This is a genomic window from Streptococcus sp. SN-1 (genome assembly GCF_041154385.1).
GTDB lineage: Bacteria > Bacillota > Bacilli > Lactobacillales > Streptococcaceae > Streptococcus > Streptococcus mitis_CT.
Genome location: NZ_AP028929.1, coordinates 192,494 through 218,531, shown reverse-complemented (window position 1 = coordinate 218,531; position 26,038 = coordinate 192,494). Strand labels below are relative to the sequence as shown.

General features: G+C 39.6%; 35 protein-coding genes. 4 read left to right on the top strand and 31 right to left on the bottom strand.

What is annotated here, in order from left to right; translation table 11 throughout:
* Positions 1–6 precede the first annotated feature (6 nt).
* The 3 genes from ACAM22_RS01065 to ruvB form a co-directional block, all read right to left on the bottom strand.
* On the bottom strand, positions 7–765 hold the full coding sequence (locus ACAM22_RS01065) for an isoprenyl transferase (protein WP_261053067.1): 759 nt from the start codon (positions 763–765) through the stop codon (positions 7–9).
* A 345-nt stretch (positions 766–1,110) separates the two neighbouring features.
* Positions 1,111–1,683, bottom strand: coding sequence for a nucleotidyltransferase family protein (locus tag ACAM22_RS01060; protein WP_261053068.1), 573 nt, complete (start codon positions 1,681–1,683; stop codon positions 1,111–1,113).
* Complete coding sequence (gene ruvB / locus ACAM22_RS01055) at positions 1,664–2,662, bottom strand: Holliday junction branch migration DNA helicase RuvB (protein ID WP_080982914.1); 999 nt, start codon at positions 2,660–2,662, stop codon at positions 1,664–1,666. Before ruvB ends, ACAM22_RS01060 begins: the two co-directional genes overlap by 20 nt.
* A gap of 133 nt (positions 2,663–2,795) precedes the next feature.
* Between ruvB and ACAM22_RS01050 the strand changes: the two genes are divergently transcribed.
* The gene (locus tag ACAM22_RS01050) at positions 2,796–2,888 is read left to right on the top strand and encodes a type I toxin-antitoxin system Fst family toxin (protein WP_000969508.1); all 93 of its coding nucleotides are present in this window, start codon (positions 2,796–2,798) and stop codon (positions 2,886–2,888) included.
* Positions 2,889–3,030: 142 nt separating this feature from the next.
* On the opposite strand, the gene ACAM22_RS01045 is transcribed toward ACAM22_RS01050, so the two are convergent.
* Genes ACAM22_RS01045 through ACAM22_RS01035 form a run of 3 tightly spaced genes read right to left on the bottom strand, consistent with a single transcriptional unit; the run spans position 3,031 to position 5,428 of the window.
* Positions 3,031–3,711 carry an ABC transporter permease gene (locus ACAM22_RS01045; RefSeq protein WP_369606816.1) on the bottom strand — a complete coding sequence of 227 codons (681 nt, stop codon included), beginning with the start codon at positions 3,709–3,711 and terminating at the stop codon, positions 3,031–3,033.
* A gap of 48 nt (positions 3,712–3,759) precedes the next feature.
* Positions 3,760–4,509: an ABC transporter permease gene (locus ACAM22_RS01040; protein WP_265491968.1), complete on the bottom strand. Its 750-nt coding sequence runs from the start codon at positions 4,507–4,509 to the stop codon at positions 3,760–3,762.
* The gene (locus ACAM22_RS01035; protein ID WP_261053079.1) at positions 4,493–5,428 is read right to left on the bottom strand and encodes an ABC transporter ATP-binding protein; all 936 of its coding nucleotides are present in this window, start codon (positions 5,426–5,428) and stop codon (positions 4,493–4,495) included. Before ACAM22_RS01035 ends, ACAM22_RS01040 begins: the two co-directional genes overlap by 17 nt.
* Before the next feature lie 536 nt (positions 5,429–5,964).
* Here ACAM22_RS01035 and ACAM22_RS01030 point away from each other — a divergent pair.
* The 3 genes from ACAM22_RS01030 (at position 5,965) to ACAM22_RS01020 (ending at position 7,770) form a co-directional block, all read left to right on the top strand.
* On the top strand, positions 5,965–6,825 hold the full coding sequence (locus tag ACAM22_RS01030) for a helix-turn-helix domain-containing protein (RefSeq protein WP_261053080.1): 861 nt from the start codon (positions 5,965–5,967) through the stop codon (positions 6,823–6,825).
* A 441-nt stretch (positions 6,826–7,266) separates the two neighbouring features.
* Entirely contained in the window at positions 7,267–7,359 is a 93-nt protein-coding gene (locus ACAM22_RS01025) for a type I toxin-antitoxin system Fst family toxin (protein WP_000969509.1), read from the top strand.
* Positions 7,360–7,677: 318 nt separating this feature from the next.
* On the top strand, positions 7,678–7,770 hold the full coding sequence (locus tag ACAM22_RS01020) for a type I toxin-antitoxin system Fst family toxin (RefSeq protein WP_247932529.1): 93 nt from the start codon (positions 7,678–7,680) through the stop codon (positions 7,768–7,770).
* 721 nt (positions 7,771–8,491) lie between these two features.
* Here ACAM22_RS01020 and ACAM22_RS01015 read toward each other — a convergent pair.
* From ACAM22_RS01015 to ACAM22_RS00895, 25 genes are all read right to left on the bottom strand, one after another.
* Complete coding sequence (locus tag ACAM22_RS01015; protein WP_173304378.1) at positions 8,492–8,908, bottom strand: GNAT family N-acetyltransferase; 417 nt, start codon at positions 8,906–8,908, stop codon at positions 8,492–8,494.
* Between the two features lie 11 nt (positions 8,909–8,919).
* On the bottom strand, positions 8,920–9,615 hold the full coding sequence (locus tag ACAM22_RS01010) for a GNAT family N-acetyltransferase (protein ID WP_173304380.1): 696 nt from the start codon (positions 9,613–9,615) through the stop codon (positions 8,920–8,922).
* A gap of 94 nt (positions 9,616–9,709) precedes the next feature.
* A complete protein-coding gene (locus ACAM22_RS01005) occupies positions 9,710–10,129 on the bottom strand; it encodes a DUF3021 domain-containing protein (protein ID WP_173304382.1) in 420 nt (139 codons plus the stop codon).
* A 9-nt stretch (positions 10,130–10,138) separates the two neighbouring features.
* Entirely contained in the window at positions 10,139–10,594 is a 456-nt protein-coding gene (locus ACAM22_RS01000; protein WP_173304384.1) for a LytTR family DNA-binding domain-containing protein, read from the bottom strand.
* Between the two features lie 18 nt (positions 10,595–10,612).
* Positions 10,613–11,455, bottom strand: coding sequence for an ABC transporter permease (locus tag ACAM22_RS00995; protein ID WP_173304387.1), 843 nt, complete (start codon positions 11,453–11,455; stop codon positions 10,613–10,615).
* Positions 11,455–12,321 (bottom strand): ABC transporter ATP-binding protein, encoded by an 867-nt coding sequence (locus ACAM22_RS00990; protein WP_173304389.1) that lies wholly within the window; start codon positions 12,319–12,321, stop codon positions 11,455–11,457. Before ACAM22_RS00990 ends, ACAM22_RS00995 begins: the two co-directional genes overlap by 1 nt.
* Before the next feature lie 166 nt (positions 12,322–12,487).
* Positions 12,488–14,989, bottom strand: a complete 2,502-nt coding sequence (leuS, locus tag ACAM22_RS00985) for a leucine--tRNA ligase (RefSeq protein ID WP_049540605.1) — start codon at positions 14,987–14,989, stop codon at positions 12,488–12,490.
* Between the two features lie 156 nt (positions 14,990–15,145).
* Positions 15,146–15,841 carry a histidine phosphatase family protein gene (locus ACAM22_RS00980; RefSeq protein WP_049540602.1) on the bottom strand — a complete coding sequence of 232 codons (696 nt, stop codon included), beginning with the start codon at positions 15,839–15,841 and terminating at the stop codon, positions 15,146–15,148.
* Positions 15,842–16,085: 244 nt separating this feature from the next.
* Complete coding sequence (locus ACAM22_RS00975; protein WP_369606815.1) at positions 16,086–17,423, bottom strand: PFL family protein; 1,338 nt, start codon at positions 17,421–17,423, stop codon at positions 16,086–16,088.
* 9 nt (positions 17,424–17,432) lie between these two features.
* Entirely contained in the window at positions 17,433–17,699 is a 267-nt protein-coding gene (locus ACAM22_RS00970; RefSeq protein WP_000644120.1) for an ACT domain-containing protein, read from the bottom strand.
* Between the two features lie 264 nt (positions 17,700–17,963).
* The gene (gene rplQ / locus ACAM22_RS00965; RefSeq protein WP_000331493.1) at positions 17,964–18,350 is read right to left on the bottom strand and encodes a 50S ribosomal protein L17; all 387 of its coding nucleotides are present in this window, start codon (positions 18,348–18,350) and stop codon (positions 17,964–17,966) included.
* 11 nt (positions 18,351–18,361) lie between these two features.
* A complete protein-coding gene (locus ACAM22_RS00960; RefSeq protein ID WP_000568988.1) occupies positions 18,362–19,297 on the bottom strand; it encodes a DNA-directed RNA polymerase subunit alpha in 936 nt (311 codons plus the stop codon).
* A 42-nt stretch (positions 19,298–19,339) separates the two neighbouring features.
* The gene (gene rpsK / locus ACAM22_RS00955; protein ID WP_001118385.1) at positions 19,340–19,723 is read right to left on the bottom strand and encodes a 30S ribosomal protein S11; all 384 of its coding nucleotides are present in this window, start codon (positions 19,721–19,723) and stop codon (positions 19,340–19,342) included.
* 17 nt (positions 19,724–19,740) lie between these two features.
* The gene (rpsM, locus tag ACAM22_RS00950) at positions 19,741–20,106 is read right to left on the bottom strand and encodes a 30S ribosomal protein S13 (RefSeq protein ID WP_000090781.1); all 366 of its coding nucleotides are present in this window, start codon (positions 20,104–20,106) and stop codon (positions 19,741–19,743) included.
* A gap of 17 nt (positions 20,107–20,123) precedes the next feature.
* The gene (gene rpmJ / locus ACAM22_RS00945) at positions 20,124–20,240 is read right to left on the bottom strand and encodes a 50S ribosomal protein L36 (RefSeq protein WP_001808836.1); all 117 of its coding nucleotides are present in this window, start codon (positions 20,238–20,240) and stop codon (positions 20,124–20,126) included.
* 24 nt (positions 20,241–20,264) lie between these two features.
* Complete coding sequence (gene infA, locus ACAM22_RS00940) at positions 20,265–20,483, bottom strand: translation initiation factor IF-1 (protein WP_001029883.1); 219 nt, start codon at positions 20,481–20,483, stop codon at positions 20,265–20,267.
* Between the two features lie 116 nt (positions 20,484–20,599).
* Complete coding sequence (locus ACAM22_RS00935) at positions 20,600–21,238, bottom strand: adenylate kinase (RefSeq protein ID WP_001050436.1); 639 nt, start codon at positions 21,236–21,238, stop codon at positions 20,600–20,602.
* A gap of 149 nt (positions 21,239–21,387) precedes the next feature.
* Positions 21,388–22,698, bottom strand: a complete 1,311-nt coding sequence (gene secY, locus ACAM22_RS00930) for a preprotein translocase subunit SecY (protein ID WP_369606814.1) — start codon at positions 22,696–22,698, stop codon at positions 21,388–21,390.
* 12 nt (positions 22,699–22,710) lie between these two features.
* Positions 22,711–23,151, bottom strand: coding sequence for a 50S ribosomal protein L15 (rplO, locus tag ACAM22_RS00925; RefSeq protein ID WP_000766087.1), 441 nt, complete (start codon positions 23,149–23,151; stop codon positions 22,711–22,713).
* Between the two features lie 144 nt (positions 23,152–23,295).
* Positions 23,296–23,478, bottom strand: coding sequence for a 50S ribosomal protein L30 (gene rpmD, locus ACAM22_RS00920; RefSeq protein WP_000057241.1), 183 nt, complete (start codon positions 23,476–23,478; stop codon positions 23,296–23,298).
* Between the two features lie 13 nt (positions 23,479–23,491).
* Positions 23,492–23,986 (bottom strand): 30S ribosomal protein S5, encoded by a 495-nt coding sequence (rpsE, locus tag ACAM22_RS00915; protein WP_000874202.1) that lies wholly within the window; start codon positions 23,984–23,986, stop codon positions 23,492–23,494.
* 17 nt (positions 23,987–24,003) lie between these two features.
* Positions 24,004–24,360 carry a 50S ribosomal protein L18 gene (rplR, locus tag ACAM22_RS00910; protein WP_000624044.1) on the bottom strand — a complete coding sequence of 119 codons (357 nt, stop codon included), beginning with the start codon at positions 24,358–24,360 and terminating at the stop codon, positions 24,004–24,006.
* 83 nt (positions 24,361–24,443) lie between these two features.
* A complete protein-coding gene (rplF, locus tag ACAM22_RS00905; protein WP_000086637.1) occupies positions 24,444–24,980 on the bottom strand; it encodes a 50S ribosomal protein L6 in 537 nt (178 codons plus the stop codon).
* A gap of 188 nt (positions 24,981–25,168) precedes the next feature.
* On the bottom strand, positions 25,169–25,567 hold the full coding sequence (rpsH, locus tag ACAM22_RS00900; protein WP_000245504.1) for a 30S ribosomal protein S8: 399 nt from the start codon (positions 25,565–25,567) through the stop codon (positions 25,169–25,171).
* A gap of 284 nt (positions 25,568–25,851) precedes the next feature.
* Positions 25,852–26,037 (bottom strand): type Z 30S ribosomal protein S14, encoded by a 186-nt coding sequence (locus tag ACAM22_RS00895; RefSeq protein ID WP_001085697.1) that lies wholly within the window; start codon positions 26,035–26,037, stop codon positions 25,852–25,854.
* Between the last annotated feature and the right edge of the window lies 1 nt (position 26,038).

Genomic DNA, 26,038 nt, shown 5'->3' with positions numbered 1-26,038 from the left:
TTCCTCCTAAACTCCTCCAAATCGACGATGACGACGATTGTAAGCAAGAATGGCTTCCTGCAAGGCTGCCTCGTCAAAATCAGGCCACAAGGTATCCGTAAAATAAAGCTCACTATAGGCTCCCTGCCATGGAAGGAAATTGCTCAAACGCAATTCTCCACTAGTGCGGATAATCAAGTCTGGGTCTCGTAAGTCCTTAGGCAAATGCTGGGTGAAGAGATAGTTATCAATCAATTCTTCTGTGATGTCACCTGGGTTGATTTTGGCATCTAAAACATCCTGGGAAATCAACTTAAGAGCCTGTGTAATCTCAGCACGTCCACCATAGTTGAGGGCAAAATTAAGAATCAAACCTGTGTTGTTCTTAGTCAATTCCTCAGCCTTAGTCAGAGCTTCAAAGGTTGGCTTAGGCAGTCGGTCTGTCTCCCCAATCATTTGAATCTTAACATTATTCGCATGCAGTTCCGGGACATAATTGTCATAAAACTCTACTGGCAAGTTCATGATAAACTTGACTTCCTGATCTGGACGGGTCCAATTTTCCGTAGAAAAAGCATAAACTGTAATAACCTTGACGCCTAGTTTGTTGGCTGCCTTAGTCACAGCTTGCAATGCTTCCATGCCCGCCTTGTGTCCGAAGACCCGTGGTTGCATACGTTTTTTAGCCCAACGGCCATTCCCATCCATGATGATGCCGATATGAGCAGGAACCTGTGTCGGAACCTCTACTTCCACAGCCTTATCTTTCTTAAAAAATCCAAACATGATCTTATTCCTATTCAAAAATCTATCGTTTCATTATACCATATTTCCCTATTTTCTTCTATCACTAAGCTATTTATACTCTTCGAAAATCTCTTCAAACCACGTCAGCTCTATCTGCAACCTCAAAACAGTGTTTTGAGCAACCTGCGGTTAGCTTCCTAGTTTGCTCTTTGATTTTCATTGAGTATTATTCTCAGGCACAAAGCCCATTTTTCAAAAAAATAAGTCGCCTGATTGGGCGACTTTATTTTTTATAGGGAGATTATTATGAAAAAGTTTTAGGAGTTTAAGTTAAGGTCTTCTTAACTTATGAACTTAGTATACACTTCCTAGCTTAAAGTTTCCTTAAGTATTTTTAAAAATCAAATTTTTCCATTTCTCCTGCCAATTTTTCTTGGATAGACGTGTTCGATAGAGCTTCATTCGGTCTTCATTCTCTAAAAAATGAGGAGTTGGACGAACTTGAAAATTCAAAATATCCTCCAGACCATATGGAGTAAAGAGTTCCAAAACGGATTCTTCATTCAAGCGTAGTCCAACAGCCGTACATCGTTCTGGATACTTACTCATAGCATCACAAGAGCTGCTATAGGGAGCAGTATGAGGGCTGTGCTGGTGCATATAGACTTGATTTTTCAATTCCCACTGGTACTGAGGAAAGTCCTCTCTCAGTTTTTTCTCTAGGGACAAGGTTGCCTCATAAGAAATATCTGGATCAAAGAAAATTACATCTACATCTGTTTCGCAGTCAAAAGGGGATTTGTCTGACAAGAGATTCCAGATGAAATTTTTGACAGAACCTGCTGCCAACCACGAGTCTTTCAGACCAAGATTTCGGATGATCGTCAGAATAGCCATCATATCCGGATTTTCTCTAAAAGCCTCTAGAATTTCTTGCTTATTTTTCACTGTATTCATAACCTAAGTGTTCATATGCCTTGGCTGTTGCCACCCGTCCAGACCGTGTCCGCATGATAAAGCCTTTTTGAATCAAGTAAGGCTCATACATGTCTTCGACAGTCTCGCGCTCCTCGGCAATATTAACAGAAAGAGTTCCTAATCCGACAGGACCACCACCGTACATCTCAATCATGGTGCGAAGGATTTTTTGGTCCACATAGTCCAAACCTTCATGGTCAACATCCAGCATGGTCAAAGCCTTATCGGTAATAAGATCATCGATAGTCCCATTCCCCATTATCTGGGCAAAATCGCGCACTCGCTTGAGAAGACGATTGGCAATACGAGGAGTCCCACGACTACGTAGGGCCAACTCAGATGCTGCCTCATGAGTAATTTCCATCTCAAAAATATCTGCCGTCCGCTCGACAATTTCCGTCAAGTCAGCATGAGCATAATACTCCATATGACCTGTGATCCCAAAACGTGCCCGTAGAGGATTTGAAAGCATCCCGGCTCGAGTCGTCGCACCAATCAAGGTAAAAGGTGGCAACTCCAAATGAACACTGCGACTGCCTTCACCAGCACCAATCATGATATCAATGTAGAAGTCCTCCATGGCACTATAAAGCACCTCTTCCACCGACATAGGCAAGCGATGAATCTCGTCAATAAAGAGAACATCCCCAGGCTCTAAGTCATTCAAAATCGCTACTAGATCTCCGGCTTTTTCAATGACAGGCCCAGACGTCTGCTTGAGATTGACACCCAGTTCGTTGGCGATAACAAAAGCCATGGTCGTTTTTCCCAAGCCTGGAGGCCCAAATAAGAGCACATGATCTAGCGCTTCATCCCGCATTTTGGCAGCCTCGATAAAGATTTGAAGCTGATCCTTAACCTTATCCTGCCCGATATATTCACGTAAATACTGAGGACGGAGCGTGCGTTCTACTAACTCCTCGTCCCCCATTATCTCATTATCTAAAATCCTACTCATGGCTCTATTATATCAAAAATCCAAGCCACAAACAAAAAAGCCACCCGATTGGGTGACTCCTAAGTTTAGCACATATGTGGTATAATATTATTCGGCACTTCTACACCGCCTGCGAAAGGAGGTGAGATAGCCCATGATGGATACAATACTTAAAACTATCATCGGACCAATTGTGGTCGGTGTCGTTCTTCGTATAGTCGATAAATGGCTAAACAAGGACAAATAGTGTCAAAAAGACCCCAAGCTTATTTGGACGTGAGCTTGGGGTCTTTTCTAGCCTATGATATAGACACAATACTTAATTCCTTTTTATTATCCCACAGTTCACAAATTTTGTCAAAAGTTTACATTCTCATCTACTCAGCTTGTCATTTATAAGCAAAAATAATGTTCATCATGCGTTTATCTGCCAACAAATAAAGGAGACATGCCACCAAGGTAATCAGCCACACGGCATATACAGAAACTGTTAAAACCGTGAATTCCTCTATGATGATTAGTAGTAAATTTGCCAGATAATATCTCCCAACAACCGTTGTTAAAGTAAACAAACCTGCAAATGACAATAAAAAGGCAAGTGGTAGGGCAAGAATAAGTTCCTTCCGATATTTTCCTAAGAAGAGGACAATAATGCCAGCAGACAGTGTATAAGCAAAAGCAATTACTCCATAACCAAATCCCCACGATAAAATTGTAAGACTAGAGAAAGCAAAATCACCATCCATTAGCTCTAGGACAAGCATAGTTAAAAAGGTGCATTCACTGACTAGTAGATTAATCAACAAAGCAAGCATAAACTTAGCTTGGAGTAATTGTTTCAAATCGACAGGAATCAGTCTGAGATTTGAAATCGTTTTAGACACTTGTTCTATTCTTATCAAATCCACTAAAATCATGCTCGCAAAAGGGAGGAGAAAATAGTAGTTCAAAAAGAAGAAACCATTTTCTACATACCAGCCATTCACACTACCGAACGAATGCCCTTGATAAATCTGATGACCAACCATAAACTCTAACAAAAAGAGCAGGATGGCTACAAAGGGAATCATATACAGTATCTTTCGCCTTCTTAGTTTAGTCAATTCTAGCATCAACATTTATTCATCCACCTTTCTTAGCCAAGATTTAATGGACAAGAAAGACAAAACAAGTAAAGATAAACCTAGTACAATAATCGATAAGATAGCTGGCTGTTGAAGCACCACTCCTTCTCTGTTTCCTTCCCAAATTAAACTGTTAGCACTTGTTACTGGACTGATATTTGGACTCGTCCTTGCTAAAAAAAATGACACTAAAACATACATGACACCGACCAAATTCCCAACTATCTCCTTGCCTCTGACTTTTATCATGATCAAAGCAACTAAAGGAAATACTCCCATGGGAATTAAGATACCACTACTCATACAAAGATAGAAGAATCTTAATAATAAAGACAAACTGACTGTCGAAGAAAAGCGGGATAGTAGTGCGAATAAGGAAACCGAAATATAGGTGAATAACATGATACACAGAGCGTTGATTTCTATATACAAAATCTTAGCCCAGAATGTCTTCATTAGATTTGCTGAAGCGAGTTTCAAGTTGTTCATGATGCGATAGCGATATTCTACACCAAATGCCTGTATTGTATAGGAAACACAATACAAAGGGAGAATCAAAAAGTTTAAATAAGACAAAGAAAATTTATAGACAAAGGGAAAGGAGTCAAACAAGCCTCTCGCATCATTTACATAATAACAGATGAGAGCTAGGTAGAGGGAAACAACACCATATACGACAAAATTCAGTTTTTGATGCCTTTGTTTGAGAAATTCAATCTTCACTAAATCAAGCAATTCCCTCACCTCCTGTTATCCGCTTAAAGTAATCCTCTAAACTTTCATTGTTTTTATAAGAATATTCTTTTAGAACTATTCCGTTGTCTTTTAAGGAATTAGATACGACTGCAATGTCAAAAGTAGGTGATTCTCCCTGAAGTTCAAGTTCTATATCCGAAAGAATACTAATCTGTTCTTGCAGATTTATCCTGCAAAGCACTTCCCTAGCTTGAGAAGCATCCGAAACAATTAGGTGGATTTTCCTTTTATCTGCACCATCTATTAATTCCTGCATAGTCTTTTCAGCCATAAGGTGGGCATCATGCAGTATCCCAACTCTATCTACAAGCTTTTCAAGTTCTGAAATAATGTGACTGGATATTAAAATCGAAATGCCATGATTGGTACTGAGTTCCTTTAGATAACGACGCATTTCAAGGATACCAATAGGATCCAAACCATTTGTTGGTTCATCTAATATCAGAATTTTCGGCTGATGCATAATAGCGTTAGCAATTGCTAACCTTTGCTTCATTCCCAGAGAATACTGCTTGAATAGTTTTTTATTTTCCCCATCTAATCCTACCACTTGTAAAGCTTGCTCTACCTGTTTTAGCGAAATTCCTCTCAATCTTGCAAAAATAGAGAGATTTTCAGGTCCCGTTAAATTAGGATAAAAAGAAGCACTGTCCAATACCACTCCGATTTGAGATAGCAAGTCTTTAGAAAAGTCCCCTGATAGTTTTTCAGATAGAATCTTCACTTCACCACTATCCATCGCTGTCAAACCTAAAATAGCTTTGATAAAGGTAGTCTTTCCAGCGCCATTTCTTCCTAGTAAGCCATAGATTTCTCCCTGTTTTAGCGTAAAGTCTATCTTATCTAAGACAATTTTCCCATCATAGGATTTTGATAAATTAGATGTCTGTATTACTGGATTTCTCATTTTATTCTCCTCCTAACATCTATACACCCACATCAAAAGACATAATAGAGTAGTTCCTGTATAACTACTTATAGGAGAGGGTAATAGGGTATAGCAAACTTACAATCCCCCTTTAAGTCCTTCAATCTGTGGCACGATCCATTTTATAAATGTTACTTCACAAAAAGTTTAATAAATCAATCCGCCAGCTCAAGATCAACTCCACTAGTTGTTGCAGCTTATTGTATAACTCTCGAACCCCAAATATATTATGATTGATTTACAGTTTTTAAACGCAACCGCTTACAAACAATTCTGAAAAAAGATAATCTAAAAATGATTTTACGAAACTTTACTAAAATACTCATATTAACCACCTTTTTCTTATCTTTACACTTGTAAGTGTACTACTTTAAATATTCTTTGTCAATAAAAAGTATTCTTTTTTTCAGTTTTTTTTCGATTTATTCTTTTGAGACTATTTTATGTTGAAAAGTTGAAAAATAGAGATTAAAAGTATATAATTAATCGTAAATTTATTTAAAGAAGGTTTAAAGATGAGCATATTATCTGATAAACTAAAATCCAAGAGAAAAGAAAAAGGATTCTCACAAAAAACACTTTCCGAAGGAATTTGTGAGCAAAGCCAAATCAGCAAAATAGAACGTGGCAACTATATGCCTGCTGCTGATTTACTCTATAAACTTGCAAATCGGCTTCAAGTTCCCTTAGATTATTTTTTCGATGAACAGATTGAAATGACTTCCAATATAACACCGTTTAAGAAATTAGCAGAAAAATTACTTGAAGATCGTAATTACGAGGATTTAGAATACCTCTTAAACTTAGAAAAAGAAAAGTCTCAGTATCTATCTACTGAGGATGAATTTTATCTTCTATGGATTCAAGCGATTATCCTTTTCTACTTACATAGTTCCAAAGATGAAGCTATCGCCAGTCTAGAAAACGCTTTGCCAAAGCTTTCAATCAGCTCATCTGTGTATCTTAAACTCCTCAATACTTTATCTAATTTTTATTTTTCTGTAGGGCGTGATGCAGAATACGAAGAAAACAACTCACTTCTTATCAGTTTGTATCAGGAAAAAGATTTAAACCACCAAGAGTATTTATTTGGTTATATTCGAGTTAAACATAATTTCGCCTATTATTTACACTCTAAAGGGAAGGAATTAGAAGCCGTCCAAGAAGCCTTAGAAACCATTGACTTTTGTAAACAAAAAGAGACCAGCTATCAGCTGGCGCCTCTTTTAACTATCGTTGCAAATGCCGGAAAAGATTTTTTAAAGCACGATGAAATTCTTGACTATTATTTACAGGCTCGTGATATCTGTAAAATATACGAGCACAAGCTCATGATGGCTAAGATTGATCATTTTTTGAAAGATAAGGATAGGTGACTTCAATCGTAATAAGTTATAATTACCAATTAGCTAGAAACGTAAAAGTGGAGAGGAACTAATGTAGTTTTCTCCACTTTTGTTAATATCCCCTCTTCCACTTGTAACCGGTCAAACTTGCTAATACAAAAAACTAAATTAAAGATGATAAAGAAAGTCGTAAAACCAAATAATCCATTTTATGCCAAATCTGCCGTGTAAAGTTCAGTCTCTGTAAAGAGAAGGTAAGAAAACTGACAAAACCAATCATGAGTCTGAGAAAAAGTCTTTAAAATCAAAAAACGCATAATATCAGGTGTTGAAAAACCTTGATACTATGTGTTTTATTGTGGGAAGATTTACTTCATTTTCTCTTGAAATTGAGTTTTGTCCAATTTCTCTTTTATGGTATAATATTGTTCGGCACTGCTACACCGCCTACGAAAGGAGGTGAGATAGCCCATGATGGATACAATACTTAAAACTATCATCGGACCAATTGTGGTCGGTGTCGTTCTTCGCTTAGTCGATAAATGGCTAAACAAGGACAAATAGTGTCAAAAAGACCCCAAGCTTATTTGGACGTGAGCTTGGGGTCTTTTCTAGCCTATGATATAGACACAATACTTAATTCCCTTTTATTATCCCATAGTTCACAAAATTTGTCAAAGGTTTATATTCTCTTGAACCTCTGTACGACAAGACGCTAAATTAAGAGAAAGTTATCGGAAAATTATTTTTAGAATAGTCACCAAAAGCCTGAAATAGAGCCAAAAAACTCCACCTGATTAGGTGACTCCCTAGTTGAGCACTTATGTGGTATAATATTCTACGGCACTTCTACACCGCCTACGAAAGGAGGTGAGATAGCCCATGATGGAACTAATCCTTAAAACTATCATCGGACCAATCGCGGTCGGTGTTGTTCTTCGCTTAGTCGATAAATGGCTAAACAAGGACAAATAGTGTCAAAAAAGACCCCAAGCTTATTTGGTCGTGAGCTTGGGGTCTTTTCTAGCCTATGATATAGAACTAATCCTTAATTCCCTTCCATTATCCCACAGTTCACGAATTTTGTCAAAAGTTTACATTCTCTTTAACCGCCGTACAGCAATATGATGCGTCACTCATGGACAAGCAAAATCGTTATTACAGCAGTTCTAACCCTTTAATTCACAGTCACTTACAATCAAATTGAGTTTGAAGTAGCCGAAGCAACAACAGACCTATTTCTTAGTCATATTTCCTAAAAAAGTCCCCTCCAATTCCCCGACCAAAATCCGAAAATACCGGAAAATATCGGAAAATTATTTTAGAATAGTCCTCAAAAGCCCGAAATAGAGCCAAAAAACTCCACCTGATTGGGTGGAGTTAAGGGAGATTATTATGAAAAAGAAAAGTTTAGGATTTTATTAAATAAAGTTAGGAGGTCTTTATTTAATGATTATATGATACAAGACGAAACTTAAAACTAGCTTAACTTTTCTCAAATTCTACCATTTTTCAAAAAATTTCTATCAGCATCTCTTCACCCCACAAAAAAAGCCACCTGATTGGGTGACTTCATTAGGAGATTATGATGAAAAAAAGTTTTAGGATTTCATTAAATAAAGTTAGGAGGTCTTTATTTAATGACTATATGATACTAGACCATCCTTAAACTTTGCTTAAGAAAAAACTAGTTTTGTTATTTTTCTCGATTTACCCAAGTCATCCCTATACAATTATAGGTGGATAAGATTTCAAAGCCCATAGAACGATAGAATACCAAGGTTTTTTCTGTCTGTTCTGTCACCAGCTGGACTTGATAGACATCTTTGTAATCCTCTAAAGCCTCTTTCATTAGGGCTCTACCAATCCCTTTACGCTGATAGATAGGTAAAACGATCAAATCCTGGACAAAAATCGATGAGAAACCATCTCCGACTAAACGGACCAAGCCCACCACAGTATCACTATCAAGCGCCACATAAATCGCTAATGAATGAGATAAGGCCTGCTCCAGCATCTGAGGTTGATGGGTATAATTTGTCCAACCGACAGCCTGATAAAGATGCAAAACATCCTCTAGCTTGACAATGTCTTGCTTTTTAATAGTAATCATCTCAACACCTCTTAGAGTTCTCTCAAGCTCTTATACTGCCGCCCATTTTTATCAAAATTTTCAGGATCCAACCATGCTTCCAAACGAGCTTTGACTTGTGGCCAGTCCTTATCAATCATAGACAACCAATCCGTATCCCTCGTACGCCCCTTATAAACGACTGCCTGACGGAAGGTTCCTTCATAGACAAATCCCAAACGCTCCGCAGCTCGTCTGGATGGCAGATTAAGAGAATCACATTTCCACTCGTAGCGACGATATTTAAGCTCCTCGAAAACATAGCGCGCCAGGAGATACTGAGCTTCTGTCCCTATTCGTGTTCCCCTGAGTTCTGGAGAAAAGGTGACGGCACCCACTTCTATTACTCGGTTATTTTGGTCAATGCGCATAAGAGAAAAAGTTCCCAAGGCCTTACCAGTTGCCTTATCTACAATCGCATAGTAAAAGCGATCCTTACGAGCTAACATCTGATTTAAAAGGCTAACCAGCTCCTCCATATCTGCCACTGACTCCTGAAAGAGGTAAGTCCACATCTCCCGAGGAGTATCTGGACCATAAACAGCTAATAAATCCTTCGCATGCTTTTCCACCGAAAGAGCCTCTATCCGAGCATAACGCCCTTCTAAGAAATCAATAGAAGGCAGTGCACCGGATGTATAACCTTCCATTGACTCACCAATCATCTGACCATATTCATTTACTGGCATAGCTTTCTCCTTGTTTTTACACTGAAAATACTATATCATAAATTACTCTAAATGGAAACTAGCACTCTCCTCCAACTTCATACTAAACACTTCACTATTTATCCTTTTTCTGTCTTTTATCCTCTAAGGCTTGATTAATTCGTTGGGTGAGTTTGTGAGTTTGCCAGATTTGATACAACCATATCAATCCATAAATTAACAAGAAAAAGAACCAAAGCAAGGGACTCCACAAGGCTGAACCCCAACCAAAAAATAGAGAGGTCAATACTAAAATAGTAGCTGTCACTAATAAATGAACTCCTACGCGTATACTAAAAGCAAGAAACTCTAGCTTTTCAAGTATTAAAGTCAATACCCCCATAATTCCACCCATTAAAAACAGAGCTAGAATATTTTTTATCATTGGTTCAGGATAGGTAATACCTGGATAACACTGAGCTAATAACATCATACTCAAATAAAAGAAAGAAGCCGTACGCATTCCCGATACAAAATAATCAATTAATCGTTTCATGATTTTCTCCTATAAACCTAGATAATTCATTAAGGACTTAACGTATTTCCGACTCACACTAGATTTGATGCCCCGAGTCATTTTAGCCATCATGTTCCCTGAAAAACTATCTGATAACGATTCTAAGTGGTCAATGTTTATAATTGAATGGCGTGATATCTGTATAAAGTTACGCCGATTAATCCGATTCTGAAAGTTTGTCAATGTTTCCTTAGTTTTATAAATCCCGTCTACCGTATAAATGGTTAATAAATTCTTGTCAATATCAGCTAGAATAAGATCCTCAATTTTCACCATAACCAGATAATCATCCGTTCGAATAGGAATGGCCACCTGATTGGTCGTTGAAAATTGTTCTAAATACTCCATGATTTCCCTTGCTTGGCCGGTTAACTGAGCTGCCTGAATTACAATATGTGGGTCCTTTTCTGAAAACTCTGCCTTCATTTCAAAACGAATCTTCATTTTCTCTCCAATATACTTTTATTTTCTCTTGCTAAATACTTTAACAAATAAAAGCCAAAGAAGAATAGCGACGAGACATATAATAACCACTATAAAGTATGTCTCTTCCTTTGTCAATAGTTCTTGCCAGTTGATTTGGATTCCCATTTTTTCTTGAAATTCCTTTAACAATCTGCTATTTCCTGTAAATGCAGTCTCTAATGGTTCTTTCATTAAAATTTGTCTATAGAGAGAAGCAATATAAGTTGCAGGGGTACACTTCATGATAATCTGTGCAAAATCAGGTAATACTCCAATAGGGACATAAGTTCCTACTAAAAATCCAGAAGCAGTTCCCACTATAGTTGCCAGTTTGCCAAGGCTATCTACAGATTGAAAACGGTAAATCAAGAGAATATTTATCAAACTTGAAAGCAGACTACTTAACAACATAATCAAAGCAATTTCCGGTAAATGACTGATAACTGGACTCTCTTTAAAATAAAGCCCCATAACAGCAAACATAAACACCTGCATGACAAAAGAGATGGCAATACTACTGATTAGATAGGACACCTGTAAACCCCAGCTACCCAAATCTGTCAAGAAGAGATCTTGATCCACTTGATTTTCACGATCCTGTACCATTTGTGTAAGAGCCGTAAAACTGGTTGTAATCCCAGTCACAGCCAAGGTCCCACCCATCAGCCAGTTATTTAAAAGGTTCGTATTATCAGGGAGTTGGGACCAAGCATCTGTCAAGTTCTTCTGCAAAAAAATGATATAAAGGAGGAAGGAAATCAATGCCCCCAATAATGAGAAAAATACTCCTGAACGATTACGAAAATATAAGATAAAATTCCGTTTCAATAAAGATAACATTAGCGAACCTCTCTTCCTGTAAGTGCAATAAAGGCATCATCCATGGTACCTGGACGAAACTCAAAAGAATCAATTTCTTCTCGTACTTTTGCCAAATATTCAATAGCTTCCAGTGATGTCCTTGGATAAAAAAGATATTCCAACTCATTTTCTTCCTTTACTGTCATTCCAGTCTGTAGCAACTTTTCTAAATCCTTCATTTCTTTAAAACGAATTTTTAGAATATTAGATGCATACTGACTTTTAATAACCGTCGCAGAACCTTGCGCAATCATTTTCCCATGATCAACGATATAAATCTGATCCGCTTCATCCGCTTCATCCAGATAATGAGTCGTTAAGATAATAGTCATCCCTTCATCCTTTTGTAGTCGAGACAGTAAATCCCAAATGGCTTTGCGAGTCTGAATATCTAGACCTGTCGTTGGTTCATCTAAGAAAAGAATATCTGGCTGTGAAAGAAGAGCACGCGCAATATCAACCCTACGTTTTTGCCCACCTGACAAAGTCCCATATAGTTGCTTCTGGAAAGCAGTCAAACCCAGTTGATGGATCAAATCATCCACACGACTTGCAACAATCTCCTTATACTGTTGAGCACGAATCGTAAGATTTTCCCTAACCGTCAACATGTCATCCAGTACACTAGCTTGAAAAACTACTCCGATTTTCGTATTTGGCGCATATCGAATCTGACCTTTTGTAGGCTTTTTCAAACCGATTAACATGGAAATGGTGGTTGATTTTCCTGCACCATTTGGACCCAAAATAGCATTAAAACTCCCTTTTTCAAACTCTAACTGAATATCGTCAACAGCCATATGATCGCCGTACCATTTAGTCAAATGTTTAGCTTGTAAAATCATATTTATTTCCTCCTCTTTACCTAACCAGTTTAACAAAAAGTATGAAAGAAAAATCGACTTTTGAGATAAGTGGTTAAAATGAGAGGTTAAGTGGTGAGATGATGGAAACAGAATTATATTTTTCATTCAAAAAATCCTCCAGATTCTACTCTGAAGGATTCTTATCTTATTTCACAACAATATTAACCAATTTATTCGGTACCGCAATCACTTTCACGATTTCCTTACCGTCAATTTCCGCTTTGACTTTTTCGTCAGCGAGAGCAATTTCTTGTAATTCTTCGCGTGATAGATCTTTAGCGACCATCAATTTGGCACGGACTTTCCCTTTGATTTGGACAACGATTTCGATTTCGTCTTCAACCAATTTACTTTCGTCCCATGTTGGCCAAGCCACGTAAGAGATTGATTCACCTGTCGCTGCAACAGTTTGCCAGAGTTCTTCTGCCAAGTGAGGTGCAAATGGAGCAATCAATTGGATAAAGCCTTTGGCGTAGTCCACATAGAGTTTGTCTTCCTTGTTAGCAGCGTTGACAAAGACCATGAGTTGGGCAATAGCTGTGTTGAATTTCATAGACTCGATTTGCTCTGTGACAGCTTTAACGGTTTCGTTATAAACCTTGTCGAGAGCGCCATTGTTTTCTTCGACGATTTCTTTACTTGTAATCAAACGGTAAACACGGTCAAGGAATTTACGGCTTCCTTCTAGACCTTCTTCAGACCAAGCGATAGACGCATCAAGTGGGCCCATGAACATTTCATAGACACGAAGAGTGTCGGCACCGTATTGTTCCACCACGTCGTCTGGATTAACAACGTTCTTAAGAGATTTAGACATCTTAGCTGGTGCTTGCTCCAACTCTTCTCCTGTTTCTACATGGAAGAAGGAACCGTCACGTTTCTCAACCTTGTCAGTCGCTACAAGCGCGCCACGGTGGTCACGGTAGCTGGTTCCCAAAATCATTCCTTGGTTAAAGAGTTTTTGGAATGGTTCCTTAGTTGGAACAACACCGAGGTCATAGAGGAATTTGTGCCAGAAGCGAGCGTAAAGCAAGTGAAGTACAGCATGTTCCGCACCACCCACGTAGATATCTACTGGCAACCATTGTTTGAGAAGGTCCTCATCAGCCAATTTCTCAGTATTGTGTGGATCAATATAGCGGAGGTAGTACCAGCTTGATCCAGCCCATTGTGGCATGGTGTTTGTTTCACGACGACCTTTGACGCCATCTTCACGAGTCACTTCAAGCCAGTCTGTCAAGTTAGCCAATGGACTTTCCCCTGTACCTGAAGGGCGAATATCCTTGGTTACAGGCAAGACAAGTGGCAATTCATTTTCAGGGACAGTTGTTGAAGTTCCATCTTCCCAATGAATGATTGGGATTGGCTCACCCCAGTAACGTTGACGACTAAAGAGCCAGTCGCGGAGACGGTAAGTAACTTTCTCTTGTCCACAACCTTTCTCTTCCAACCAAGCCACAATCTTAGCAATAGCATCTTCTTTATTCAATCCATTTAGGAAGTCTGAATTGACATGAAGTCCATCTTCTGTGTAGGCAGCTTCTGCTACATTTCCACCTTCCAGCACCTCTACGATTGGAAGGTCAAATTGTTTGGCAAATTCCCAGTCACGTTGGTCATGAGCAGGTACAGCCATTACCGCACCTGTCCCATAGCTAGCAAGAACATAGTCCGCAATCCAGATTGGAATTTCCTTGCCATTGACAGGATTGATGGCATAAGCACCAGTCCAAACTCCTGTTTTTTCCTTAGCAAGATCTGTACGAGCCAAGTCAGACTTGAGACTAGCTTGGTGTTTGTAGTCTGCTACAGCCTCTGCTTGCTCCGGACTTGTGATAGAGTCAACCAAGTCATGCTCAGGAGCCAAAACAGTGAAAGTCGCACCGAAAAGGGTGTCCGGACGAGTCGTAAAGACTGTGAATTCCTTGTCTGTTCCCTTAACTTTAAAGGTTACATTGGCACCAGTTGATTTACCAATCCAGTTGCGTTGCATGTCCTTGATAGACTCTGGCCAGTCAAGTTCATCCAAATCGTTAAGCAGACGCTCTGCATAGGCCGTGATTTTTAGCATCCATTGGCGCATCGGTTTGCGGACAACTGGATAGCCTCCACGCTCAGAAGTTCCATCAGGAAGGACTTCTTCGTTGGCAATGGCTGTTCCCAACTCTTCAACCCAGTTTACTGGCACTTCCGCTTCATAAGCCAAGCCCTTTTCGTAAAGCTTTGTGAAAATCCATTGAGTCCACTTGTAATAGTTTGGATCTGTTGTGTTGACTTCACGATCCCAGTCGTAAGAGAATCCAAGCGCATTGATTTGACGTTTGAAGTTGGCAATGTTTTCAGCTGTAAATTCTGCTGGGTCATTACCTGTATCCATAGCGTATTGCTCTGCAGGCAAACCAAAAGCATCCCAGCCCATTGGGTGAAGGACATTGTAGCCTTGCGCACGTTTGTAACGGCTGAGGATATCAGTTGCGGTATAGCCTTCTGGGTGTCCTACGTGCAGACCCGCTCCAGACGGATAAGGGAACATATCGAGAGCATAAAACTTCGGTTTTGATGCATCTGTTCCTGTCTTAAATGTATGATGTTCTGCCCAGTAGCCCTGCCACTTAGGCTCAATTTCTTTATGATTGTAAAAACTCATGGTCTCTCTCCAATTTTGTGATGTTACTATTATACCATTTTTGAGGGAATTTGAAAGATGAGAAATGTTCTTTTGGACTTGGATGGCAAGAAAGACCGAATCGCAAATCCAGATTATGTAGCAGTATAAAAAATTAGCTCCATTTGGAGCTAACTTCTATTGATTATTTGTCTCTCGCATCTTCTCCCGTCCTAGTTCTCGGTAACTACGGTCACCAACAACCTCAACGCTAAACTGGCCGTCCTCATATTCAAGGATCGTCACGCTACCATTATCGAGACCATGCGGGTGCATGCCATTAATCAGATAAACAATGGTTCCAATGGTCATTCCATGGCTAACAACGAGAGCATTGCCCCCACCTTGTTCTTCCATTTCTTTGCCAATCGCTTCAAAGCCTTCCTTGATTCGACCACTGAGTTTTTCCCAGCCTTCAGCCCAACCAGCTGTATCAACCTCTACCAAGCCCTCAGCCAGTTCAGCATAAGACAATTGGTGAACGTGGTCCACATTAAAGATACGAGGAATAATACCCATGAAAAGATCACCATCGTAGGCTCCATCAAAGCTACCGAAACACCATTCTCTGATACGCTTGTCCATGCGATATGGGATTTTCCCCTGCAAGCCCAGTTCTTCAAGTATGATTCCCATTGTCTGAATGGTGCGACCAGAATCACTGGAATAAGCGCGCTCAAACTGTAGACCAGACTCTCGCAAACCAATCCCTAATTCTTGAATTCCTCGCTCACCTTCAGCTGTTAAGGGAGTATCGCTCCAACCTTGCGCGCGACCAATCGTGTTAAACATGGTCTTGCCATGACGTACCAAATACAATCGTACTTTTACCATTTTCCGTCCTCCGTTTGCTTCTATTATATCATGGATGATAAAACAAAAGCCACCCAGACAGGTGACTTTTGCAGGAGATTATTATGAAAAAGTTTAGGAGTTCTATTAAATAAAGATATTAGATGAAAATCAAATTCAAACTAAATCAGAGTTATCTGTTTCAAATAATATTAGGAGGTCTTTATTTAATGATTATAGTATACACACCTAACCTTAAATAGAACTTAAAATTTCTCCTATTTTCTTAATTTTTAAAACTATGAATTGGTGCTGGGATTTGTCCTCCACGAGAGATGAAATCAACAGAAGAAGCTCCATTGACCTTCATAACTGGAGCTGTACCAAGAAGACCACCAAACTCAATCATATCGCCTTCTTTTCCTTTGGGAATGATACGGACAGCTGTTGTTTTCATGTTAATGACACCAATTGCAGCTTCATCTGCAATCATAGCCGCAATGGTTTCAGCAGGCGTATCTTCTGGAATGGCAATCATATCCAAACCAACAGAACAGATAGCCGTCATGGCCTCCAGTTTTTCCAAATTAAGAGAGCCATTTTGCACTGCAGCAATCATCCCCTCATCCTCGGAAACAGGAATAAAGGCACCAGACAAACCACCAACTTGGTTGCAGGCCATCACTCCGCCCTTCTTAACTTGGTCATTCAAGAGAGCCAAGGCAGCTGTCGTTCCATGCGTGCCAACTTTTTCTAGACCCATTTCCTCAAGGACACGTGCTACAGAGTCTCCAACCGCAGGGGTTGGCGCCAAACTCAAGTCCACAATACCAAACTCCACACCCAGTCTCTCGCTGGCCATCTGACCAACCAATTGACCAATACGAGTGATTTTAAAGGCAGTCTTCTTGACAGTTTCGGCAACTACATCAAAGCTCTCTCCACGAACTTTTTCCAAGGCACGCTTGACCACACCAGGACCCGAAACACCGACATTGATGATAACATCTGCCTCCCCAACACCATGGAAGGCACCCGCCATAAACGGATTGTCCTCAACAGCATTAGCAAATACAACCAACTTAGCTGCGCCCATATCAGATAGATGAGCCGTTTCCTTGATAATACGTCCCATATCTGCCACAGCCGTCATATTAATACCAGACTTGGTTGAACCGATATTAACTGACGAGCAGACCTTGTCAGTTTCTGCCAAAGCACGAGGAATAGAATTGATGAGAATCTCATCTCCCTTTTGATAACCCTTCTGTACCAAGGCAGAAAAACCACCAATAAAATCCACACCGATTTCTTTCGCAGCTTTATCAAGCGCTTTTGCCAGAACCACATAGTCTGTCGCATCTGTCGCTGCACCAATCAAAGAAATAGGAGTCACAGATACACGCTTATTAACGATTGGAATTCCCAACTCCGCTGCAATTTCATCCCCAACAGCCACCAAATTAGCTGCCTTGGTCGTAATCTTTTGATAAATTTTCTCTGCAGCACGATTGATATCTGGATCGATACAGTCCAAAAGGGAAATCCCCATGGTAATAGTTCTGATATCGAAGTTTTGCTCCTCAATCATGGAGATGGTTTCAGTAACTTGTCTAATATCCATGATAACCTCCTAGATATTATACATAGCTTCGAAAATCGCTGCACTCTGAATGTTGATTTTCACATTCAAAATTTGCCCAAAAGCTTCAAATTCATTACGAAGACGTGTAAAATCTTGCTTTTCATCACTAGAGACGACAGCCATCATCGTGAAATATTCATCCAAGACAGTTTGAGAGATATCATCAATATTCAAACCCAATTCTGCTATTTTACCAGAAACACCTGCAACAATTCCAGATTTATCTTTACCAACAACAGTTATAATCGCTTTCATAAGCAAACTCCAATTCTTCTTTTAATAGGAAACCTGAACATTAAACAGGATTCTTTTCAAATAGTATAGCATAATTCTAACTAAAATACTCAAAAACGCCTGCTTACGAAGTTGTTCTTAAGAAAAAAACAATTTCGTAAACAAGCGTCTACTATCCCAACTTATGATGAGTGTTCCCGCTAGGACCGAAATCCTAGCGGTAGACCAGAGCTAGACTAAGAGCACAAGACTCCATCATCATAACACTCAACAAAATTGATGATTTTATACTAATTCGATGATCGCCATTGGCGCTGCATCACCACGACGTGGTTCAGTTTTAAGGATACGAGTGTATCCACCGTTACGTTCAGCATAACGAGGTGCAATTTCTGAGAACAATTTTTGAAGTGCTGTAGTAGAAGTGTACTTATCAGTTGCTTCATCATAGTTTTCAGATGCGATTTCATTACGTACGAAAGCAGCTGCTTGACGACGTGCATGCAAATCACCACGTTTACCTAGAGTAATCATTTTTTCAACAGTTTTACGGATTTCTTTAGCACGAGCTTCAGTTGTCACGATTGATTCGTTGATCAAAAGGTCAGTTGTCAAATCGCGAAGCATTGCTTTACGTTGTGAGCTAGTGCGTCCTAGTTTACGGTAAGCCATTTATTCCTCCTTTATTTATCTTTTAATCCAAGACCCAAATCAATGAGTTTGAGTTTCACTTCTTCCAAACTCTTGCGTCCAAGATTTCGTACTTTCATCATCTCTGCTTCAGATTTTTCTGTCAAATCATGCACAGTATTGATACCGGCACGTTTCAAACAGTTGTATGAACGCACAGACAAGTCCAGTTCCTCAATCGTACGATCCAAAATACGGTCGTCAGATTCAGTATCAGCTTCTTTCATCACTTCAGTTGACTTAGCAATCTCAGTAAGATTTGTAAACAAATCAAGATGTTCTGTCAAAATACGTGCTGAAAGCCCTAAAGCATCTTCTGGAATAATTGTTCCATTTGTCAAGATTTCAAGGGTTAATTTGTCAAATCCATCATTGCTACCTACACGAGCAGGTTCCACTTGATAGTTGACTTTTGTAACTGGTGTATAAATAGAATCTACAGCAAGTGTTCCAACTGGTGCATTATCTTTTTTATTTTCATCAGCAGGTACATATCCACGACCACTGTTAACAGTCATAGTCGCTTTTAGGGAAGAACCTTCACCGATTGTAAAGAGATAATGATCTGGATTTACAATTTCAATATCGCTATCTGTCAAAATGTCACCAGCTGTTACCTCAGCAGGACCTTCAACATCCAGTTCGATGATTTTTTCGTCTTCAACGTACGATTTCACTGCAATTCCTTTAATGTTCAGAATGATTTGCATCACGTCTTCACGAACACCTGGAACTGTGTCAAACTCATGTAACACACCATCAATATTGATAGATGTCACAGCTGCTCCTGGTAGAGAAGCTAGAAGTACACGACGAAGAGAGTTACCAAGAGTTGTACCGTAGCCACGTTCAAGTGGTTCGATTACAAACTTGCCATAATCTTTATTTTCATCAATTTTTGTTATATTTGGTTTTTCAAACTCGATCATTTAGTTACTCCCTCTTAAACGAAAAGCAGTGTAATGCGATGATTATACACGGCGACGTTTTGGAGGACGAGCACCATTGTGTGGCACTGGAGTCACATCACGAATTGCTGTTACTTCAAGACCAGCGGCAGCAAGCGCACGAATAGCTGACTCACGACCAGAACCTGGACCTTTTACAGTAACTTCAACTGATTTAAGACCGTGTTCTTGTGCAGATTTAGCAGCAGCTTCAGAAGCCATTTGAGCAGCGAATGGTGTAGATTTACGAGAACCTTTGAAACCAAGAGCACCAGCTGATGACCAAGCAATTGCATTACCATGCACATCAGTAATCATAACAATAGTGTTATTAAATGTAGCGTGAATATGAGCAATACCAGATTCGATATTCTTTTTCACACGACGTTTACGTGTTGGTTTAGCCAAGACTTTTACCTCCTATATTATTTTTTCTTACCAGCAATCGCAACAGCTTTACCTTTACGAGTGCGAGCGTTGTTTTTAGTGTTTTGTCCACGGACAGGAAGTCCACGACGGTGACGGATACCACGGTATGAACCGATTTCCATCAAACGTTTGATGTTCAAGTTTACTTCACGACGAAGGTCACCTTCAACTTTGATTGCATCCACTTCACGACGGATAGCATCTTCTTGATCTGATGTAAGATCACGTACACGAACATCTTCTGAGATTCCAGCAGCAGCCAAAATTTTCTTAGATGTTGCAAGTCCGATACCATAAACATAAGTCAATGAGATTACTACGCGTTTGTCATTTGGAATGTCAACTCCAGCAATACGAGCCATGTTTTCTCCTTTCTATCTTATCCTTGACGTTGTTTGTGTTTTGGATTTGCTGGGCAAATTACCATAACACGACCATTACGACGAATAACTTTACAGTATTCGCAAATTGGTTTGACCGATGGTCTTACTTTCATTTCTTATCCCTCCAAGTTTTTCGATTATTTAAAGCGGTAAGTGATACGTCCACGTGTCAAGTCATATGGACTCATTTCGACAGTAACACGATCTCCCGCTAAAATACGAATATAGTTTTTACGAATTTTACCAGAAACTGTTGCTAAAATCTGATGTCCATTTTCAAGTTCAACCGTAAACATTGCATTCGGCATTGTATCAACTACTTTGCCTTCAACTTCAATCACATCGTCTTTTGCCACGCAAAAGCACCTCCATAAATTTCGATTCGATGCCTCTAGACACAGAGACAACAATTATAAGTCAGACTATCTCAGTATAACATTTGTAGCGGATTTTTGCAAGTGTGAAAAACGCTTTATTTCAAATTTGTCAATACTTTTTCGATATCTGAGAAGACATCATTGATATCTTGATTACCTTCGATGTCATGAACCAAACCTTTGGCACGGTAGTGAGCAATGATTGGTTCCCCTTGAGCAATATTCACATCCAAACGACGTTTGACTGTCTCAGGCTTATCATCTTCACGTTGGTAGTAATCTTCTTCTTTATAGTCAACTGGTGGGTTAAAGACCTTGTGGAAAGTTTCTCCAGTTACGCGGTGGATGATACGACCACTCAAACGTTCCAAGAGGCTATCTGGATTCACTTCTATGTTGATAACACCTTCTAGTTCGATGCCAAGTTCAGCCAATGTTTTGTCCAAGGCATGAGCTTGTTCGATTGTACGTGGGTAACCATCCAACAAGAATCCTGTTTCTTTAATATCATCTTGTGAAAGACGTTCTTTTACGATTCCATTTGTAACTTCGTCAGGAACCAATTCACCCTTGTCAATGTATGACTTAGCAAGAACACCCATTTCAGTTTGATTTGCCATTGCAGCGCGGAACATATCACCTGTTGAGATATGTGCAACATGGAATTGTTCTACGATTTTTGCTGCTTGAGTTCCCTTACCTGCACCAGGTAAGCCCATAATCAAAAGATTCATGATTTGATCTCCTTATTTTATTTTTAAATAGAAGCAAAAAGTCTTTTCACCCCTATTTAAAAACAAAATAGAAGAGGGGAGACCAAACTCTCACAAATGTTAGAGTTAAACCTCCACTCCCTCAGTAATTACTGATTCAGTAATTACTTTTATTCTGTTCTGTCCATGAAACCAACATACTTACGTTTCAATAGGTAGCCTTCCAATTGTTTGATTCCTTCAATACCTGTAGAGATAATGATCAAAAGACTGGTTCCTCCAAAAGCAACTGCTTCTGAAAGTCCGAAAACATCTTTTGCTACGATCGGTAAAATAGAAATCACACCAAGGAAGAGAGAACCAACAGTTGCAAGACGACGAAGAAGTTTAGACATATATTCTTCTGTACCTTTACCAGGACGAACTCCGTGGATATAGGCACCGCTCTTTTGTAGATTCTCTGCCGCTTTTTCAGGATTAATCTGTACAAACGTATAGAAGAATGTAAAGAGAATAATCAATAAAGCATACATAGCAATACCAGTTGGTGAAGTTGTTGCCAGCATTTCTTGTGCTGTTCTTACCCAAGCCCAATCATGACCTGTAGCACTCAAAAACTGAAGAATAGCCGCAGGCGCTGCAGTAATCGAACTTGCAAAGATAACAGGGATAACTCCAGCAGGGTTTACCTTCAAAGGAAGGTAAGAGCTAGATGGAGCACCTTGTGCAACCTTAGTATATTGGATTGGAATTTTGTATTCTGCTTGTTGAACATAAGTTGTAAAATAAATGATCAACAATACAGTAATAATCAAAATGATTACGAAAATGATGGATGAGTTGATACGGCTACTTGGGACGTTCACAAAGTAGTCCACATAGATGTCCTGAATCATCTCTGGAATTGAGGCAACAATCCCGGCAAAGATAATCATAGAAACACCATTTCCGTATCCCTTATCTGTAATTTGCTCTCCCAACCAAGTCACAATCATACTACCAGCTGTTAAGATGATACCAATCATGATAAAGACTTGTGGAGTAAGAGCTGTTTTCAACAATTGAGCTCCAGCCAAAGTATTAAAACCAGCTGTAATCCCGATCGATTGCACAAAGGCTAGAACAAGAGCAATATAACGAGTAGCTTGATTTAATTTTCTTCGACCTACTTCCCCTTGTTTACCCCACTCTACAAATTTGGGTAAAATATCCATTTGCAAGAGTTGGACAACGATAGAGGCCGTAATGTAGGGGCTAACACCAAGAGCAAAAACTGAGAAGTTTTTCATGGCATTCCCTGACACCAAGCTCAACATGTTTAAGAAGGATAATCCACTTAAAGCATTCAAGCTATTGGCATTCACACCAGGAACTGTAATACTAGTTCCGATACGAAAGACCAAAACGATAAAAATTGTAAATAAAATTTTTGATCGAACCTGCTTGACTTTAAGAGCTTCTCTTAATAATTTAAAAAACATAGGTCACCTCTCTTAGATGACTTCTACTGAACCACCTTTAGCAGTGATAGCTTCTTCAGCTGATTTAGAGAATTTAGCTGCTTTTACAGTCAATTTCTTAGTCAACTCACCGTTACCAAGAATTTTAATACCTGATTTTTCAGCTTTAACAATTCCTGCTTCGATAAGAACAACTGGAGTTACTTCAGCACCATCTTCAAAGACGTTCAATTGGTCAAGGTTCACAATTGCGTATTCTTTAGCGTTGATGTTAGTGAATCCACGTTTTGGAAGACGACGGAACAATGGAGTTTGTCCACCTTCAAAACCAAGGCGAACTCCGCCACCGCTACGAGCTTTTTGACCTTTTTGACCACGACCAGATGTTTTACCGTTACCTGATGAAGTACCACGACCAACGCGGTTACGTACTTTACGAGAACCTTCTGCAGGTTTCAATTCATGAAGTTTCATTTTTGTTTTCTCCTCTTTTGTAAAATGCTAGCGCCGATAAGGGAGAAAAGGTTGTCTCCCCCATCAACTCGCCTATACGACGTCATCACAGATGACTATATCTAGTTTTAGGGGATGGTATAGTGCACATCCCCTAAAAATTCATTAGTTTACTTCTTCAACTGTTACTAAGTGAGATACTGCTGTGATCATACCACGGATAGCAGCGTTATCTTCTTTAATAACAGAGCTGTTCAATTTGCCAAGTCCAAGTGCTACAACAGTTTTACGTTGTGATGGAATGCGTCCGATTGGAGACTTAGTCAAAGTAATTTTAATTTGAGCCATTTTATCCCCTTTCTTATGCCAAATCAGAAACTGAAATACCACGAAGGGCAGCAACTTCTTCAGCGCGTTTCAATTGTTTCAAACCTTCAACAGTTGCACGAACAATGTTGATTGGAGTGTTAGAACCAAGTGATTTAGATGTAATATCTGCCACACCTGCCAATTCCACAACGGCACGAACTGCACCACCAGCGGCAACTCCAGAACCTTCTACAGCAGGTTTCAACAATACTTTAGCTCCACCGAATTCTGAAAGAACTTCGTGTGGGATTGTTGTTCCAACCATAGGAACTTCAATCAAGTTTTTCTTAGCATCATCTACTGCTTTACGGATTGCTTCTGGAACTTCTTGAGCTTTACCAGTACCAAATCCTACGCGACCGTTGTGGTCACCAACAACAACAAGAGCTGCGAAACGAAGACGACGTCCACCTTTAACAACTTTTGTAACACGGTTGACAGCAACTACGCGTTCTTCTAATTCAACTGCATTGTCTTTAAATGCCATTTTCTAGTGTCCTCCTATTAGAATTTCAATCCGTTTTCACGAGCTGCATCAGCCAAAGCTTTCACACGTCCGTGATATAGATATCCACCGCGGTCGAACACCACTTCTGAAATACCTTTAGCGTTTGCACGTTCTGCAACGAGTTTACCGACAGCAACGGCTTGTTCAGTTTTAGTTCCTTTTGAAACTTCTTTGTCAAGAGTTGAAGCACTTGCGAGCGTTACACCCGCTACGTCATCAATCACTTGAGCGTAGATGCCTGTATTAGAACGGAATACGTTCAAACGTGGGCGATCAGCAGTTCCAGAGAGTTTTCCGCGAACGCGACGGTGGCGTTTTTGGCGGAGTTTGTTTTTATCTGGTTTTGAAATCACAGTTTTCACCTCTTTAGTTTTAAATCGTGTGCTATGCACAAAGTTGGAAAATAGGTTGGTAGTTGAAAATCAACCACTCAACATTATTTACCTGTTTTACCTTCTTTACGGCGAACGAATTCACCAACGTAACGGATACCTTTACCTTTATATGGTTCTGGTGAACGAAGGCTACGTACGTAAGCAGCTGTTTGACCAACTACTTCTTTTGAAATTCCGCTAACAACGATTGTTGTTGGGTTTGGAAGTTCAAAAGTAATTCCTTCTGGAGCTTCAACTTCGTCTGGATGAGATTTACCAACAGCCAAAACAAGTTTAGATCCTTGAAGTTGTGCACGGTAACCAACCCCACGCATTTCAAGTTCTTTCTTGAATCCTTCTGATACACCAACAACCATGTTGTTCAAAAGGGCACGAGTAGTTCCGTGGATAGTTTTCATTTCTTTTGAATCGTTTGGACGGTGAAGAGTTACTTCAGCACCTTCCACACGGATTTCAATATCTTTTGAGAACTCACGAGTAAGTTCTCCTTTAGGTCCTTTTACAGTTACAACGTTGTCATTGTTAGTGAGTTCAACACCAGCAGGCAACACGATAACTTTATTACCAATACGTGACATGTTTATTTTCTCCTGTTAAATTGTCAGGCCAGAACGGCCAGTTTTCACGGGGGCTAAATCGATTTCTCGATTTAAAGGAACATTTAGGTTTCAATTTCAAAGTGAATCTAGACATCGTCTCGCAGGCATAACTTTGGGTTAGGCAAGAGACGATAACGACGAGTCACAAAGAAATTGGGAGCTAAATATTACCAAACGTAAGCGATAACCTCACCACCAACATTCTTTTGGCGTGCTTCTTTATCAGTAAGCAAACCTTCAGAAGTTGAAAGGATAGCAATTCCAAGTCCGTTAAGAACTTTTGGAAGGTCTTCACGTTTTTTGTAGACACGAAGTCCTGGTTTAGAAACACGTTTCAAGTTAGTGATAACTTTTTCACCGTTTGGTCCGTATTTAAGGAATACACGGATGATGCCTTGTTTGTCATCTTCGATGATTTCAACGTTTTTTACAAAACCTTCGCGTTTAAGGATTTCAGCAATCCCTTTTTTGATGTTTGATGCAGGTACTTCAAGTACTTCGTGTTTAGCTTGGTTAGCGTTACGAATACGAGTTAGGAAGTCTGCGATTGGGTCAGTCATAACCATTTTATTTTTCTCCTCTTACTAGTAGTTTGCAAGTTGCACTTGCTAGTTAATACATGATACAAAAAGCGTAACAGCAAGAGCAAAAATAGGCAATTTGATGCAGGAGCGATGCTCCAAAGAAAATTGGCCTTTTTTGCCAAAGCTGTAGCTCGTGTTCAAATTGGAACCCCCAACTGAACCCGGGCTAAACTCTGTGTGAAAAAGATAAACTTTCCTAGAAACTTCAGTTTCTTCGCCAAGTTTCCTATTTTCACTTAGAGTTTTGACGCCCTTAATATCTTAAATTACCAAGATGCTTTTGTTACACCAGGGATTTGTCCTTTGTAAGCTAATTCACGGAAGCAAACACGGCAAAGTTTAAATTTGCGGTAAACTGAATGTGGACGACCACATTTTTCACAACGAGTATAAGCTTGAGTAGAGAACTTCGCTGGACGTTTGTTCTTAGCAATCATTGATTTTTTAGCCATT